The 16,653-nt window shown below is 66.8% G+C and carries 11 protein-coding genes and 2 pseudogenes; 4 read left to right on the top strand and 9 right to left on the bottom strand.

Annotation, left to right across the window (positions count from 1 at the left end; all coding sequences use genetic code 11):
• Positions 1-361 precede the first annotated feature (361 nt).
• The 4 genes and pseudogenes from OG331_RS04620 to OG331_RS04605 form a co-directional block, all read right to left on the bottom strand.
• Entirely contained in the window at positions 362-1,654 is a 1,293-nt protein-coding gene (locus tag OG331_RS04620; protein ID WP_406191803.1) for an IS701 family transposase, read from the bottom strand.
• Positions 1,655-1,728: 74 nt separating this feature from the next.
• Positions 1,729-2,109 carry a hypothetical protein gene (locus tag OG331_RS04615; RefSeq protein WP_406191801.1) on the bottom strand — a complete coding sequence of 127 codons (381 nt, stop codon included), beginning with the start codon at positions 2,107-2,109 and terminating at the stop codon, positions 1,729-1,731.
• 867 nt (positions 2,110-2,976) lie between these two features.
• Positions 2,977-3,238, bottom strand: a pseudogene (locus OG331_RS04610) (transposase); the annotation flags it as partial.
• Positions 3,239-3,820: 582 nt separating this feature from the next.
• The gene (locus OG331_RS04605; protein WP_406191799.1) at positions 3,821-5,566 is read right to left on the bottom strand and encodes a PxKF domain-containing protein; all 1,746 of its coding nucleotides are present in this window, start codon (positions 5,564-5,566) and stop codon (positions 3,821-3,823) included.
• Between the two features lie 643 nt (positions 5,567-6,209).
• On the opposite strand from OG331_RS04605, the gene OG331_RS04600 reads away from it, so the two are divergent.
• Positions 6,210-6,752 carry an integrase gene (locus OG331_RS04600; protein ID WP_406191797.1) on the top strand — a complete coding sequence of 181 codons (543 nt, stop codon included), beginning with the start codon at positions 6,210-6,212 and terminating at the stop codon, positions 6,750-6,752.
• A gap of 74 nt (positions 6,753-6,826) precedes the next feature.
• Here OG331_RS04600 and OG331_RS04595 read toward each other — a convergent pair whose 3' ends face one another.
• Positions 6,827-7,210 (bottom strand): hypothetical protein, encoded by a 384-nt coding sequence (locus OG331_RS04595; RefSeq protein WP_406191795.1) that lies wholly within the window; start codon positions 7,208-7,210, stop codon positions 6,827-6,829.
• A gap of 1,049 nt (positions 7,211-8,259) precedes the next feature.
• Here OG331_RS04595 and OG331_RS04590 point away from each other — a divergent pair.
• Positions 8,260-9,456, top strand: coding sequence for a S8 family serine peptidase (locus tag OG331_RS04590; RefSeq protein ID WP_406191315.1), 1,197 nt, complete (start codon positions 8,260-8,262; stop codon positions 9,454-9,456).
• A gap of 125 nt (positions 9,457-9,581) precedes the next feature.
• Here the strand turns inward: OG331_RS04590 and OG331_RS04585 are convergent.
• A pseudogene (locus OG331_RS04585) lies at positions 9,582-10,629 on the bottom strand (transposase); the annotation flags it as partial.
• Positions 10,630-10,856: 227 nt separating this feature from the next.
• Positions 10,857-12,569 (bottom strand): group II intron reverse transcriptase/maturase, encoded by a 1,713-nt coding sequence (gene ltrA / locus OG331_RS04580; RefSeq protein WP_406191793.1) that lies wholly within the window; start codon positions 12,567-12,569, stop codon positions 10,857-10,859.
• Positions 12,570-13,841: 1,272 nt separating this feature from the next.
• On the opposite strand from ltrA, the gene OG331_RS04575 reads away from it, so the two are divergent.
• Positions 13,842-14,288, top strand: a complete 447-nt coding sequence (locus tag OG331_RS04575; RefSeq protein WP_406191791.1) for a subtilase-type protease inhibitor — start codon at positions 13,842-13,844, stop codon at positions 14,286-14,288.
• Positions 14,289-14,356: 68 nt separating this feature from the next.
• Here the strand turns inward: OG331_RS04575 and OG331_RS04570 are convergent, their stop codons facing one another.
• Both OG331_RS04570 and OG331_RS04565 read right to left on the bottom strand, forming a co-directional pair.
• A complete protein-coding gene (locus OG331_RS04570) occupies positions 14,357-14,710 on the bottom strand; it encodes a glycine betaine ABC transporter substrate-binding protein (RefSeq protein WP_406191789.1) in 354 nt (117 codons plus the stop codon).
• On the bottom strand, positions 14,697-14,963 hold the full coding sequence (locus tag OG331_RS04565; RefSeq protein ID WP_406191787.1) for a hypothetical protein: 267 nt from the start codon (positions 14,961-14,963) through the stop codon (positions 14,697-14,699). Before OG331_RS04565 ends, OG331_RS04570 begins: the two co-directional genes overlap by 14 nt.
• An 878-nt stretch (positions 14,964-15,841) precedes the next feature.
• Between OG331_RS04565 and OG331_RS04560 the strand changes: the two genes are divergently transcribed.
• Entirely contained in the window at positions 15,842-16,639 is a 798-nt protein-coding gene (locus OG331_RS04560) for a tyrosine-type recombinase/integrase (RefSeq protein ID WP_406191785.1), read from the top strand.
• Positions 16,640-16,653: the final 14 nt, after the last annotated feature.

Here is a 16,653-nt window from a genome sequence, read left to right as displayed (position 1 = left end):
ATCCCTTTCGAAGTCGGGTTCTCAGCCGTGTCGCCCGTGCTCTGTAAGCAGCTCCAGGTCGACTACTGTACATGCCTTCTATTCACCCAAAGTGATCGCTCGGCAGTCTCCGCTCTTGCTGCCGTTTGATGCTGCTACCGCCGTTTAGGCATTAAACCTCCGTGGCGAACGGTCCGATAATTACTTCTTGCGGAGGGTCATCTGATCAGGCGTCGCCACACAACGGAACGGTGTCGTCGTCGTGCATCGTGTCATTAGCGTCGTTGGGGACTGCGGGCACTCCTCGGAACAAGGGACTGGTAAAAGCGCTGCCGCGGAGTTCGTAGCGTCCGGGGGCTGTCACGGCAGCTGTAGTTCTTGATCACGGCTGGTCGTGGCAGCGGTGTCGTTGCTGGTGGCAGGCGGTTGCGACGGCTTGGTGACGGCGCCTCCAGGCGATCCAGCGCAGGACATGATCACGGTCGCGGGCGGCTGGGGGCAGCACGATGGCCCGCAGGAGACGGATGAGCTCGGGACAGGTCAGCGGGACGAGTCCGGGTTGCCGCTCGGAGCCCTCATGGATGGCTGCGGCCGTGAGAGCGAGGACGACGGCGGCGAACAGGGAGAACAGTGACCAGCGCATCCAGGAGTTCCAGCAGGTCACCTGACCCTGGTCGAGCCCGGTGAAGCCCTTTGTGAGCTGGAACGTTTCCTCGATCCGCCACCTGCGCGAGATCACTTCCATCAGTGTGGCGAGGGCGACGTCGCCGGGTGCCCAGCAGCGGAAGTAGGACACCTCGCCGGTGTAGCGGTGCCGCCGCGCGACCAGCACGCTCGTCCCCGCCCCGGCCGCGTTCTCGTTCTCGTTCTCGTTCTCGTTCTCGTCGGGAGTGTCGTCGGGGCGGACGTCGAGCCAGGCCCAGTCGTACTCGCGGGTGCCCTTGGTGCCGTGTCCGGTCTGCCGGCGCATCCACTGCTCGGGACGCACCTTGTTGATCAGTTTGCGGGCCTCCCACCGGCGGCCGCCCCCGTCGGTGACCTGGTACGTAGCGGCGATGCCGACCGTGTAGCCCAGACCCAGTGAGCGTATGCCCCGGCGCAGTTCACGCCCGCAGTACACCTCGTCGCCCGCGAACCAGCGTGCCTCGATCCCCGTGGCGAGTGCGCCGGTGACCATGGACAGCGCCTGCTGCGGCTTCGTCGCGAACCCGACCTCCTCCGGCACCCCGGCGACCTCGCGGCGTTCCTCGTCCGCGGCCCAGTCCGCCGGGAGATACAGGGCCCGGTCGATGATCACCTTCGTGGTCGCGGAGACCGCCGCCAGATGCACCGCCACCTGACACAGACCGACACCGCCGATCGCACCCGAGTACTGCCGTCCGGCTCCCACACACTCCGTCGAGGACTTCGCATCGCCCGTCTCGTCCACCACCAACACCACGTCCTGCCCGGCGAGTTCACCGGCCACCAGGCGGACGATCTCCTTCCCCGCCCGATCGTGATCGAACCGGGCACGGGACAACAGGTGCTGCAGCCGGTGAGGGCCCGGATGTCCCAACGCCTGCCCGAGCGTCCAGCAGTTCCGCGTGTCCACCTCCAGCAACAGTCCGGCGACCAACTCGGCGGCTGTCGCCCGCGTTTCACGCCGTGTGAAACAGCCCGCGACGGTTGCCATGACCCTCCCGAATGTCTCGCCCCACGTCTGCTCCGCTATCGTGGCCTCCGCGGCCACCGTGTCTTGATACGTCGTCACAAACGTTCATGATCGCGGTGGCCGTCCTCATGCCCGCACGCACCCCCGACAAGACACTGACCAGCCCAGACGCTGGAACTACAGCTGCCGTGGCTGTCGCCGTTACCCTTCTGCAGGTCTTGGCTGTTCATCACCGGCTGGATCTCGATCTTCGCGCCGAGCCCCTCGCAGAGGGGCTCCGCGATCGTGGGCAGCAGTGAACTGTCCTGCATGTCGAAGACGAAGGTGCAGGATCGCCCGCCCCCGGTGGGGACGAAGTAGGCCGCCTCGGGCTTGAGTTGTTCCGTCATCGACTGCATGACCTTCGGCAGTGTGCCGTTCTTGATCGCCTCATTCGACATCTGAGTGTCCAGCTGCGCTCTCAGCATGACCCTCATCGCACGCGCTCCTTCCGCCCACCACGACCGGCGCGGTCCCGTCCACGCTCGCTGAGAACCGGTGACGTCCCGCTCAGCCTCCCTCGGGGAGAGTTATGCCTGCACCCGGAGAACTGGGTTGACCTGCGTTAACCTGCGTTGACAACCGGGTGAGTGTCTAACTGCGTGACAACGCCGACGCACACTGGCGGACGAGCGGGGACGCCTACGGACCATCAGCGCAGACGGGCGGCACATCAGCCGATGGCCGAGCGCCCGCCCAAGTTCCTTCGGGACGAAGAGGTCTCGCTCTCAGTGCCGAGTCCGTGGGCCATGCCTGGGCCAACGCACCTGACGCGCCACATGGTTGATGCATCGGTGCAGGTCAGGGCCAATAACTGCCGCGGCAGGGCAACGGTCTTGAAAACCGTCGTGGCAGCGGTGTCACCGGGGGTCCAGATCCCGCCGCCTCCGCTCTGCGAGCACTGTGAAGGGGCCCTGCTCACGTCCGGCAACCGTAACTGCCCGGTGTTCCCCGTGGTTCCGCGCACGATCGGGTACGGCAGGGGCACGGGCACGGTGATGTGCAGCTCTGCAGAGATCGGTTGTTGGAGGTCATACAGGCTGCGGGGAGGGTCGTGAGAGCGGGTGTCGGGTCCTGAACGGCCGTGAACGTAGCTGAACGAGACGGAAACCGAGGGCCCGTGACCGGCTGCCGAAGCCACCGTTGCCGGTCGGAGCTAGTAGACTGTCGTGGCTAATTCTTGGGATAAAGGTGGCGCAGTTTGATGCGTGCGTCATGGGTGGTGAACTGCCAGTCCACTTGGCGTTGGTGGGTGTTGGTGGCGTTCTGCCAGGCCGAGAGTTCGGTGTTGAGTGTGTCGAGGTCGCCGATCCGGCGGTCGAGGCATTGCCGGGTCAGCGCGGAGAGTTCGATCTCGGCGATGTTGAGCCAGGAGCCGTGTTTGGGTGTGTGGTGGATCTCGAGGCGCTGGGCCAGGGCGAAGGCCTCTTCTGGTTCGAATGCCTCGTACAGGGAGGCGATGGTGTGGGTGTTGAGGTTGTCCATCACCAGGACCACGGTTTCGGCGTCGGGGTAGTCCACGGTCAGTAGCTGTTTGACCTGGCCGGCCCAGTCGATCCGGGTCCGTCGGCATGTCCAGGAAGGACATCTTCGGTTGCCTGAATCGCCTTATCGCCCGCGAGGTACCGGCATCTGAGACAGGCCGAAGCGAGCAGCGACTGTGCCTCCGCTTCCGTCCTCGCCCCTCGGCCCACCACTCACCCCGGCTTCCATCCCGTACGCCATGGGCCGTGTCTGCTCGGCTTGGCCTGGGTGGCTGTTGATGTCAGCCGGTGATGTCAGACATCAGCGGCCCGCTTGACGTTGCGCGCGACCAGGAGTAGAGCGTCGCGAGGCTGGTCCAACTCTACGTTCCGTTAAGGGGGTTGGGTCATCCGATGGTGCACGTGGAACCGGCCGCCTGGAGCGCCTGCGCGGTGCGGACTTCGGGCGGGGCGGTCACCGGGGTTTGCGGGGTTGGTCGGCCGGTTGCGGAGGGCTTGTGCGGGGCACGGCTGGGGTGTTGGGGTTGCCGACTCGGTGCCTCATGTCGTGGGTGGGCCCTCGCCAGGGGTGGGGTGCACGCCTGGTGAGGGCCCGGGGTCTTGCTTGGGTTGTGAGGGGGGTGTTGTTCCTTTCGGGGTGGGGGGTGGGGTGCGGTTCAGGTGGTCACTTGAAGCGGACCTGGATGGTGTGGGTGGTGTTGTCGGCGAGTTTGATGTTGAGGGTGCCGCACTGGCCGGCCCAGTCCTTCTTGGTCTTCCATACGTAGCTGTAGGTGCCGTTGTCGTAGGTGAGTCCGGCCTGGCTGGTGGTGGTCTCGTCGGTGAGGTCGGTCGGTTCGCCGCCGGTGCAGGCGGTTCGGGTGTAGCGGGGGTAGCCGGCGGCGATCACGTTCATGCCCTGGTTGCCGTCGAGGGTGAACTTGACGGGTACGGCCTGGCTGGCCTTGAGGAGGTTGACGGCGTCGGGGTCGATGGGGGAGAGGAAGAAGGGATCGCTGGTGGCGTACTGCACCCGTTGCACGATCTCGCCCGCGGACCCGTTGTGGGTGCTGTCGCCCTGGTAGGCGGCGGTGAAGGCGTTGTCGCCCGATTGGAGGGACGCGGCCGGGACAGTGAAGGAGGCGCTACCGGCCTCGACCGGGGCGGTTCCCAGCGGGGTGCTGCTCCCGGTGCGGCTGAACACCACGTCACCGCCGGGGCTTGCGGTACTGCTGTCGACGTGCGCGGTGAGGACGACGGACTCGCCCGGTGCCGAGGGGTTTCGGCTGGAGGACAGGGTGGTGCTGCTGTCCGCCTTGTTCACGTCGAGGGTGTAGGTGATGATCACCTGGGATGCCACGGGATTGTCCGCGGGGACCGGACCGGCGGTGGCGTTGGTGGTCACCGAGTACGACGAGCCTGCACCCCCACCCCCAGCACCGCCAAGCTCACCCTGGGTGTCGCCGGGGCCGCCGCCGTAATAGCCGCCGCCGCCGCCCGCGCCCACGGCGCCGAAAACTCCTGGGTTTCCGCCCTGTCCGAGAGTGCCGTCCGTCGCGTCGAAGCGATACTCGACGTCCAATGGCTGGCCTGCCTTGCCGCCGGAGGTGCCGCCCCCGCCACCGCCGGGGCCTCCGTCGACGTCGGATTCTTGAATTCTAAAGCTGTCGGGGGATGCGCCGCCTCCGCCGCCGGCGACGTGGAGATCGTCGCCTACGCCGCCTCCGCCTCCGCCTCCTTCACCACCCGTGCGCGTCTGGTGAAACACGCCGTTGGAGTCTGCGCCCTTGCCGCCGTGACTGTCGAAGCCGTCGCCGTCCTCCCCGTCCAGGCCGTCGCCGTACCCCGTGTCATAGTCGTTGATGCCGCCGGGGCCTGCTGCAGTGCCGCCCTGTCCGCCGTATCTTCCTCCGCCTCCGCCGCCGCCGGCGACCACGAGGCGGCTGTCCTGAAGGGTGAGAGGTGTGCTCGAGGAGGACCGCGTGCGTACATCGCTGGCACCGCCCCCGCCCCCACCGAGGGAAGTGGTACCGCTGCCTTCTTGCGAGTATCCGCCTCCGCCGTTGAAGCCGCCCTGGCCGCCTCCATCGGACTGTGCCCCGTCGGCGCCGGGACCGCCGACCATGACATACAGGGTCCGCTGGTGCTCCGTGACTGCCGCGTCGGTGACCGGCACGTTGTAGGCGTCGACGATCGCCCCCCGGCCACCAGCTCCACTGATGACAGAACCGCCGTTGGTCAGGGAGTTGCCTCCTGCGGCGCCTATGGCGGTGATGTCGACGGTGTCGACGGTGTCGGGCAGGGTCAGGGTTTGTTCGGTATCGGTATGGATGTAGGTGCAGGTGACGGTGTGGCCGGCGGTCGTGCAGGGTTCGTCTGCGGCCGATGCGCTGCTCGTCATGGTCAGGGGTACGACGGTGGCTGCGGTCATGCAGCACGCAATGGCCACGGCGAGACGCCGGGGTGTACGCCGTCTGTTGCGTGGTGTGACGGGGGCTGCACTGGGCTGTGAGGGTGGGGCAGACGTGGTGGACATCCTGGCTCCTTGGGTGGCGGACAGGGCCCGGGCCACCGTGCTGCCTCGCCTGGAGACGGTGGACAGCGCGGAGCGGCGTCGATCCTGGGGACACCGCATCTGCCGGCCGGATGAGAGACCTACATCACAACACCCGCTGACCAGTGCCTTCCGTACCGTGAGGGCAGAGTGCGGTACCAGCCGCGTGCCTTGCCGACTGCCCGGACAACTCCGTCGCAGGCCGTGGCGCACTGCGCGTCTCCATGGCCGAGCCGGCTTCCGGAAGCCGTTCTGGCCACCGCGAGGCAGCTCTCACGGGTTCCCCGGGCCGCCCGCCGGCCATCCGTTACTCGGCTCCACGCCCGGGGGGTCGCAGCTTGTCGGCGACGGCTGAGGACTGTTCAGAGTCGTTGCTGCCTTGCAGGGCCCGGCGCCGGTTCCGTTGCGGCATCAGCCCACTGTCGGCAACCCACCACTGGCCCCGGCTTCCATCCCGTCTGCTCGGTTCTGCCTGGGTCGACGGTGGACGGGATGGAAGCCTCTCAATGCTCGCCGCAATGTGCCCGCAGTCGGGAACGGCGCTCCGCTCGTCTTCGCTCCGCCCAAGCGCGGCAAGGTGCGTGATGTGCCCCTCGCCGGCGAGGTATCGGCCGCGCTGCAGGAGCACATGAAGCAGTTCCCGCCGGTCGAAGTTGCGTTGCCCTGGCTGACGCCGACCGGCCGGAAGGGCACGCATTGGCTCGTCTTCACGAGCAGCATCGGCGCCGCCATCTGGAGCCAGGGGTTCAACGACCAGTCCTGGAAACCCGCGCTGGCATCGGCCGGCATCATCCCCGCCCCCGAGAAGGGGCAGCGCTACGCGGCGGCCCGCGAGCACGGGATGCACGCCCTGCGGCACTTCTACGCCTCGGTCCTCCTGGACGCCGGGGAGAACATCAAGGCTTTGAGTCTCTGCCTCGGTCACGGCGATCCGGGGTTCACGCTCCGCGTGTACACGCATCTCATGCCGTCCGGCGAGAGCCGGACGCGCAATGCCATCTCCGCGATGTACCGGGCCGCCGGTTACGCTCACGACGGCCCAGAGACGGCCCAGGCTGCCTGAGACGGCCCCTCGTCGGTGGGAAACCTGCTGGTGAGGGGCCTTTTCATGCCCTCTCGCGGTAACACCCCATCTGCCTACGCGTCCACGCCGGCCCCGAAGGAAGCGACTACGACTGGCAGATCAAGACGCTGCACCAGGTCGGCGCACCAGAAGACTGGATGGCCCGCGCTTTTCCCGAGGAAGCGGTCCAGCACCACGACCAGCATTGTCAGGCGGGACGGCTGCAGTAGCAGGAGCGTCTGCCCATCGGCCGAGAGAAGGCCGCGCATGCCTGGGCCGGACTTGCCGTCGTCGGCATCTCCTATGACCGCGGAAGCCCTGCCGGCCCGCTGGCCTACCGCCGCGCAGAAGGTGGAACTCCTGCAGCCGAGGAGATACCCGGCCCCCATGGCGCGTTCGCGGGCAGCCGGCAGAACGTGCACGCGGGAGCAGTCACAGAAGGACAGGCTGCCGAGCATCGACCCGGCCGGCTCTGTTGGCCATGGCTTTCTCCGGGGCTGCTGCCGGCCGGGGCGACGTGGTGAAATCCGCGTCGCCGTCCTCGACTGCCAGGGTCCGGTCGGCTCCGACCGCGCTTGACACATGCAGACGCCCACCGGGCCCGCCTTGCAGGCCACTGTCCATGACACCAGCCCCAGGGCCACAGACCCCGCCGGTCAAAGGCCCAAGTCCGGTCTCCTGGACGTCAGTTCCCCTCATTCTTCTCGTGCGGTTCCGTTGGACGGATCTGCGCTGGCGGGCTGTTCGATTCGTGGAGACGTGACGGTGATGCGCGCTTTGACCTGACAGGCCGGATCAACGCCACGCGGTGCGTCTGATGGTCTGCGGCCTCGAGCCGGAAACGGAGCGGTACGAGTTCATCGCCGACGTCGATGAACTCCTCGAGGGGGTCGCCCCGTCAGCTGAAGGGGCGGCCTGCGTCCCACGCGCTGGGAGGTCACGTCGTGGATCTGCGCCGGCGCGATCATGTCCGACGCTCGTGCGGCCGGGCACGTGCCTCCCAGGCCGCGGCCCCATGGGGACCAGATTCAGGCCCCGTACCCTCCCATCGAGCTCATCGGGGGACACACTCTGTGCAAGTACACGAATCAGGGTGAGGTGAGCGAAGCGGAAGCTCAACACCCAGATCATTCAAGCCGATTCGATACCCGCGAGTAGCTTCTCTGACTGCTGCGCCTCCTCACGGCGCCCACGTTTTCCGCAGGGCTTTCACGCTCGGCGCGCGCAGCGCGCGCGTCTGCCCTGCCCGTCCGGTTCGACACGGGGACGCAGGGAAGGTTCACGTTTTCTCGACGGAAGCCCCATACATGCGAAGGAGAGCCGGGCGTGTCGCGGCGGGGCCCGGTTCTGTCCGGTTCCCGCGCTGACCCGCGGCTGATCGGGTCGCGAGTGCATGGAATCCACTGCATGAGCACATCAATGAGTCACGGCTTCCACCGCAGATCACCGGAGATTTTGCGGTTGAACACTCAACCCCCCACAAAGACCGGCGAGGAGACCCCTCTTCATGGCAACTCACAAGCGCTCGAACCGGATCCGGCTCACCGCCGTCACCGTCGCGGCCGCCGCGGCAGGCGTCACGCTGCTGAACCCGTTCTCCGCCGGCGCCGCGGCGCCCGCCGAGGGCAAGATCTACGGAGCGAACGCCGACGGCGCCGTCGCGGGCAGCTTCATCGTCATGCTCGACCAGCAGGCCGACAAGCAGGAGTTGGCCAACGAGTACGGCGGCACACTGAAGCGCACCTACCGCTCCGCCATCAACGGCTTCTCGGCCGGCGGCCTTTCACAGACCGAGGCCAAGCGCCTGGCCGCCGACCCGGCCGTCGCCAAGGTCGTGCAGAACAAGAAGTTCACCATCAACGCGGAGCAGCAGAACCCGCCCTCATGGGGCCTGGACCGCATCGACCAGGCCGACACCGCCGGAGACAGCAAATACACCTACCCCGACTCCGCAGGCGAGGGCGTCACCGCCTACGTGATCGACACCGGCGTCCGCATCTCGCACAAGGACTTCGAAGGCCGCGCCACGCACGGCTTCGACGCGATCGACAACGACGACAGCGCCGACGACGGCAACGGTCACGGCACCCACGTCGCCGGCACCATAGCCGGTGCCACGTACGGCATCGCCAAGAAGGCGAAGATCGTTGCCGTGAGAGTCCTCGACGACAACGGCTCCGGCACCACGGAGCAGGTCGTCGCCGGCATCGACTGGGTCACCCAGCACCACCAGGGGCCCTCCGTCGCCAACATGAGCCTGGGCGGCGGCGCCGACGAGGCCCTCGATGAGGCCGTTCGCAAGGCCATCGCCGCGGGCGTCACCTTCGCTGTCGCAGCCGGCAACGACTCCGCCGACGCCGGCAAGGGCTCCCCGGCCCGCGTCAAGGAGGCCCTCACCGTCGCCTCGTCCACCAAGGACGACGCCCAGTCCGACTTCTCCAACTTCGGTGAGGTAGTGGACATCTACGCGCCGGGCTCGGACATCACCTCCGCGTGGAACGACAGCGACGAGGGCACCAAGGTCCTCTCCGGCACCTCGATGGCCACCCCCCATGTCGTCGGCGCCGCCGCGGTCTACCTCGCCGGCCACAAGGACGCCACCCCCGCGGACGTCGCCACCGCCCTGACCAAGAGCGCCACCCCCGACAAGATCACCAGCCCAGGTGCAGGCACACCCAACAAGCTCCTGAAGATCACCGAGTAACACCCCCTCGCACCCGCCGCGCCCCGAGGCAGACCACGGCCCGCACGGCGCGGCGGGTGGCACGAGCCGTGGGCCGACCAGGCAAAAACTCGTCGCAGCCCAATCGGCCGCAACGGAAATCAAATGAGCATGCGGTTGAAGAGGTTGCGCTGGGCGGCGGCGTGCCAGTCTCCCTGGTCGTCGCGGCGGCGCCGGTAGTGGGTCTTGGCGCCGGGCGAGGCGGTGATGGAGGCGAAGGCCCAGAGGTAGCCGGCGTGGTTGAGCCGGTCGTTCCTGACCCACCTGCGGGTGATGCTCGACTTCTTGCGGGAGGCCCTGGTGATGGGCGAGGCGCCGGCGTCGGCGAAGCGGGTCTTGTCGTCTCCGGTCTCGGCGAGCACCCGGGCGCCGGGCTGGATGCCGAGGCCGGGGAAGCCGAGGGTGATCTCAGCGTCCGGGTGCTGGGGGAAAGCCTCTTCGACCGCCTCGTGAGGTCGTCGGCGGCGGTGCATGCGGCCTCCAACTGGACCAGGAGGGCGAGCATTTGCTTGCCCAGCGCGTCCTCGACCAGCGGCGGCTGGTGGGCGTAGCCGGCGCGGAAGACGCCACGGAGCCGCTCGGCCTCGGCCGTGATGCCGCGCTTGGGGCCGGCCCGCTTGAGCGCGGCCTCCAGCTGCATGCGGGTCAATCGCGCGGCCCGGGCCGGAGTCGGGGCCGCCTTCAGCAGCTCCCGGGCCTGCGGCCGGCACAGGCCGTTGCGCCAGGGTTCGAAGGCCGCCCGGGCGGCCGGGTAGTACTCCCTCAGCAGCGAGCGGAGCTGGTTGGACAGCTGCTGCCGGTTCCGCAGAGAGTCCTGCTGAGCACGGGCGAGAACGGCGATGGCCCGGCCGGGGCCGCTGTCATCGGGCAGCGGCCGGTGGGCGTGCATGTCGGTGCGCAGGATGTTCGCGAGGACCAGGGCGTCGCCGGGGCCGGACTTCTTGCGCGAGACCGAGTGCCGGTCGCGGTAGCGGCGGCGGCCATCGGGCTGATCGCGGACACCTGCCGCTTGCCGGTCCGCAGCACCGCGACGAGCAGGCCCCGCGAGGTCTCGACCGCGACCGGGATCGGGTTCTCCTCGCTGTCGCCGTACTCGACCAGCAGGGCCGGCAGGATCTTGTAGCCCGCGGCGTCGTCGGTGATGTGCCGCTTGGCCTGGCGGACCCAGTCCCGCACCGCCGTCTCGGTCAGGCCGACGTCCTTGGCGACCTGACCGACCGAGCGGTCACCGCGCCGGCACAGCTCGACGATCTCGGTTTTGAACTCCGGCTGAACGAGCGGCGAGGACGCGGCTTCTTCGCCGGGTAGCGGGAGCGCATTACCGCGCTCCCGCCCCCTCAGAACCGGACGTGCGACTCACGCCGCATCCGGCTCAAGCGGGCCTATGGCCGTTGGGAATTCGCATCCTTCTTCCGGTCACCGGCGCGAAGCTGCCGGTGGCATTGCGTGTGAATGACTTCCAGGTTTCCGAGGTGGTCGGAACCACCTCGACTGCGGTAGGTGAGGTGGTGCACATGAACGCCCCGGTAGAGCGCCGTGAACCAGCTCGCCCAATCGCGGACATCGTCGGGGTCATACCCCGCACCCTCGATCAAATCCTGACCGCACCTGGTGCACAGTCCCTTCTGGCGGTTCGCGAGGGAGAGGATTCTCTTCGATTCGATCTCCGGCAACCGCTTTCGGGCTCTGAGCGTCCAGTACGTCTCTAGTTCCGCGTCATCCCGCGATGCGTCGCTCTTGACGAGCGTGTGTCGCACGATAGGGGTCCAGGCGAACTTCACTAGATGTTTGGCCGGAGAGCCGAACACCCACTTGTCACCTCGGCCCTTGCGGAACTCTCCCCAGTAGCGCTCCCTGACCCACCGAGTGGTCTTGTTCGGATGAACTCGCAAGGCCCACCTTTTCAGGGTGGCGTACGTGTAGGCGTCGAGCGTCCTGAACGTTCGCTTTGAGACAGCGTGCCGATAGTAGGTCGACCACCCTCTCACGAAGGGGTTCAGGGTATCCACCAACCTTTCGGCTGACTGTCCGCGATGTGCTCGGACGATACCCTTGACCCTTTTCCTGGCTCGCCGTACTGCATCCTTACTCGGTTTGGTGATCATCTTGTCGTTGTAGCGCCGGACGTTGAAACCGAGGAAGTCAAATCCATCTTCGAGGTGGACGACGCGCGTCTTCTCCTCGTTGAAGGCCAACCCTCTCGGCTCAAGCCACTCCGCCAGCTGGACTTTTAGCTCACCCGCTTCGTCCTTCGTAGTGCAGATCGCTACAAAGTCGTCCGCGTATCGAATAAGGGTCGGGGATGGCGCCCTCCGTCCCGCCTGTGGCCGGTTGGCGCCAATTGCATCCCCCATCCCGTGCAGGGCGACGTTCAGCAGCAGCGGACTGATGACTCCGCCTTGCGGCGTGCCCTCGGTCGTGTGCGCGTAGGTGCCCTGCTCCATGACCCCAGCCCGAAGCCACCCTTGGATCTGCCGCCGGCCTGGGAACAGGCCGATGGTGTCCATCAGTTGCTCATGGCTGATGCGATCGAAAGCTGCCGACAGATCTGCGTCAAGAACCCACAGGCGCCGTGCTTTCTTCTGGGCCGCCGCTAAGAAGATCGCCTCGATGGCATCGTGGCATCCACGTCCCGGTCGGAATCCATAGCTCCGCCCCTCGAATCGTGCTTCCCATTCCGGCTCAAGGGCGTTCTTGGCCCTTGCCTGGTTCACTCGATCTCGAATCACGGGGATACCGAGCGGTCTTCGCTTCCCGTTGGCTTTCGGAATATACACACGCTTCACAGGCGCCGCAGGAAGACTGGGCTCGGCAAGGGTCTGCCGGGCCAGCTTCCCACGATTCTTCGGAGTCAGTGCAACTTCCCCGTCGATGCCTGCTGTCTTCTTTCCGGTGCTCTGCTGTGTCACCCGGCGCACGCTTGTCAGGGCGTTTGCTCTGGATCGCAGCATGAGCTTTTGCAGGTTGCGCACCTGCTTCAGGTTGCCGTTCCTAGCGGCCCTGTAGATTCGCTGGCGAAGTCGCTTTACAGACTCCTCTTCCTGGCGCCAGTTGATGCTGGTCCAGAATTCGGCGTCGCCCTCGGGTCCGTTCATCAGGCGAACCAACGAAGCGGATGCCACTGCGTCGTTCCCCCTCTGTCTAACTTGCGCCTCGGTGCAAGTTCCCACCCAGTGTCCTTACATGGCCTACCTGATCCACGTCAGCTCCCTTTCGGGTCCAGCCACGGACGGCTGGTATCCGCCGAGTTATAGCCAGAGGGGGGAGAGTCCCCTGCGTCTGGCCTTTCCTCTGGGCTTTCGCCCTAGCGGCATTCGCTTCTTGGATCATCCTGTTCCCGCACGGGACTTCCGCCTTCGTTACCTCCGGCCTACCGGCTGACAAACCGGACCCGTACGGGGTTTCCGCGTTCCACTACCAATAGTTGCATCCGGATTGGGCGCCCTCTGTGAGCCGACTCCCACGGTGACCTACGGAAGGGAATTGTTTCTTCCCGTGGCCCCGGGAAAACAGGGCCCCGCCGTGATGTGCTTCGCAGCACCAGGAGTTTCCACCGCCGATTGCTCGCCATAGACGCGGTGTAGATCTGACGACTCGTACGTACGAGGGTTCACGATGGTTCACCCGCCCGGACTTCCGCTTCGCTTGTGGCTCGATGATGGCCCACCGTCCCTTGAGCTTGACCACCTCGGCTCAGCACCCCCACGTTGCCGCGGACGCACCCGAGGCTGCGGACCGACCGTCGGTCACGGATCGGAGGAGCCACGTTCTCTCGCTGTGGCCCCCGCTACAAGGCAGCAACCTCGCGTCGCAATTCCCCATGCTCTCCATGATGGACATCATCCTTCCGGGGCTGAAGCCCCTGATCTCAGATGTCCGTCAAAGCGGATCAAGCCCAGGGATCCGGCGACCTTGCATGCCGCGTCGCGGGCGACGGTCAGCGCCAGACGGGTGCCGGCTGCGGGTCCTCCAGCAGGCCGGCGGCCTTCCGCGCCAACTCCGCACTATGCAGCGAAGACAGCTGTCCGAACCCCACTCTCATCGCCCAGGAGCCAGCCGTACCTCAGGCCGTGCCTTCATACCGCCTGCCCTGCGCCTTCCCCTCGTCCGGGGCTGCAATCAAATCCCCACTTTCAGGCCATTTCACGCCCCGAGTGAATCGGCCACGCCTGCATTCTGCGAAGGGAACGGATGGCCTCTCACCTCCTCCACCATGAGGACCGGTCAGCCAATCAGGCCACTGATTGAACGAGCAATGGGGTCCGAATTCCAATGGCCGGACAGAATTCGGCTCCAGCGGCCTGTGGCGACAGGAGCGAGGCGGGTACTTCGAGGCATCGGACACCGCAACAGAAAGGAGTTGCACCATGCGCCCGATGACACGCTGGGCCATGACAGGAGCCCTGCTCACCACGGCCGTTGCCGGCCCTCTGAGCGTGCCCGCCCACAGTGCGCCCGCCGCCGCACCGGCCTCGCTGTACGCCCCCTCCGCCTTGGTCATGACCACCGGCCACGGCGAGAAGGCCGCGACGGCCGCACCACAACGCGCTGTCACACTGAACTGTGCGTACACCACCACGGGCACGCACCCCGACCCGCGGCAAGCCTGTGCGGACCTGGACCGTGTGAACGGGAACCTCGACCGCTTGGCCACACTCCGGGGAAATGAGACGGGCCAGCTCTGCACCAGGGAATACCGTCCCATTGTCGTCACCGTTCAAGGGGTATGGCGCGGTACGCGCGTAAACTACGAGCACACCTTCGCCAATCCGTGCATAAAGGAAACGCAGGGGGCTTCGGCGTTCGCCTTCTGAGCCGCCACGGCTGAGGTAAAGCCGCTCATGGACGGGGCGGGCCGCACAGTTTTGGGTGGCCCGCTCGTTCATTGTTCAATGCCCCTGCGCAGCGCCCGGTCACAGCAGCAGACATCCTGCCTGAAGACGGGAACCACGTTCTGTGCAGCGAAGATGTGCTTGGGGTCCTCGAGCGGGACGAGTCCGAAGCGGGATCCTGCCGGGTCTGTCGAGACGATGTCAGCCGCGTCGACTGTGCCGTTTGCGCAGTCCGGTCTGGGTGATGCTCCCACTCGGCGACAGAGGCACGAACTGCTTGAAGACCACGACTCCCGGTCGGTCCAGTCACGGCCCTCGCCGCCCAGCGACCGTCTGACCGGCCACAGCCGTTCAAGCGGAACCAGTATGCGCGTGACGGAAGGGTCCTTCTCAAGCCAGAGCATCCGGGTCGATGCCCTGGGCCCGGGCCAGAGCGAACAGAACCCGCTCGATGCCATCCAATCGCTGTGTGATCGTGCGTTCTCCGGGTGCGCCGATGGCGTTGGCGAGTGAGTCAATGTTCCCGAACGCCGTGGTCTGCTGCTCGCGAATCTCCCCGAGCTGCTCACCATGCCCGGCCAGGGTGCGCCCCGTACGGAACGCTTCCGCCTCCAGGTCCCGGAGCCGTTCGTCGTGTGTCTTCGTCTCTCCCGCCATGCCCCCATCCTGGCAGATGCCACCCCGCGCCGATGCCGGTCGCCCGCCAACCCGTCAGCGGGGGTCCTCCCGCCAGGTCAGACCCATGCAAAGTAGCTGCCAAGAGAGCCCACCGGCATGACCGGCGCCGGGCCGTGCGGCCGCTGGGTCCACAGCTCGGACCAACTGGACCATCCCCGCCACAAAGTGATCTACCTGGCGAACCCCGCCGTCGGGGTCGCGGGCATCCACCCACGCGACCGTCACCGCGCTCGGCGGCGTCCCGCGCCCGCACAAGTCCACGCTGATCCCGCAGGCCACCGCCCTGCTCGCCACCGAGAACAACGAGCGCGGCCGCGTCCCCATCCTGATCATCGAGGAGGCACACCTGCTCGACCACGAGCAGCTGGAAGCGATCCGGATGCTGACCAACTACGACATGGACCTGTTGACTGAACTACTGGACTTCACTTGCCAGTTCAGCGGACAGCCCCTGGCTCGGGCCGTTACGTTCCCGATCCATGATTCGAGAAGACGACGATCGTCGGGACCTGGCCACGATCGCGGTCCCGTTGGCCGGGGCCCTACGGGCTACGGACGATCCGTGGGAGCCGTACCAACTGCATGACTTTTCGGGGCAGATCGTGCCGTCCGTGTCGGCGTACTTGAACGATCTCCAGGCTGCAGGGCGTGCTGCAACGACCCAGCGGTCCTACGGGATGGATCTGCTGAGGTGGTTCCGGTTCCTCTGGGCGATCGAGGCGCCCTGGGACCAGGTGACCCGCGTCGAAGCCCGGGATTTCTCCCGGTGGCTGCAGCTCACCGACAAGCCCCGGCGGAACAGGCCCGCTGCATCACCGGGGACATCTGGTTCACTGCGGCCGGGGACCCTGAACCCCGTGACGGGGAAGCCCTCGCCCGGCGTGAAGTACGCCGTGACGACGACCGCGCACAGCGAGAGCGTGCTGCGGCATTTCTACGACTTCCACCTTGAGACCGGGACCGGCCCGATGGTCAACCCCTTCCCGCTGGCACGGGGCCGCAGGGGCCGGGGCATCAATACCCACCGCAGCCCGATCGAGCCCGCGCGCAATCAGAAGTCCGGGCTGTTCCGTCCGGCACTGCCGCAGCGCATTCCACGCAACATCCCGGATGAGAAGTTCAACGAGCTGTTCGCCTTGCTGCCCTCGCTGCGAGACCGTGCGCTGGTCGCGTTCTGGATCTCCACCGGCGCCCGCGCCTCAGAGTTGCTGGGCGTCCGGCAGGCCGATGCCGATCCAGGCCAGCAGCTGATCACCGTGGTCCGCAAGGGAACGCGCGCGCTGCAGCAACTACCCGCGGCGCCCGACGCGTTCGTCTGGCTTCGGCTCTACCAGGCTCAGATTCACGGGCTGGTCCCGCAGGGGCGGGACGAACCACTGTGGTGGACGCTGCGCAGGCCGTTCCGGGCCCTGAACTACCACGCCGCACGAGCGATGTTCACCCGGGCCAACGCCGTACTCGGCACGAACTGGACCCTCCACGACCTGCGGCATTCCGCCGCTTACCGCATGGCACGCGACCCGCAGATGCCGCTCACCGACGTGCAATGGGTCCTCGGACACGGCAGCTGTAGTTCCAGCGTCTGGTCTGGTCAGTGTCTTGTCGGGGGTGCGTGCGGGCATGAGGACGGCCACCGCGATCATGAACGTTTGTGACGACGTATCAAGAC

It is taken from the genome of Streptomyces sp. NBC_01017 (assembly GCF_045162795.1).
In the GTDB taxonomy this organism is placed as follows: domain Bacteria; phylum Actinomycetota; class Actinomycetes; order Streptomycetales; family Streptomycetaceae; genus Streptomyces; species Streptomyces machairae.
This window is presented reverse-complemented; position numbering and strand designations above follow the sequence as displayed.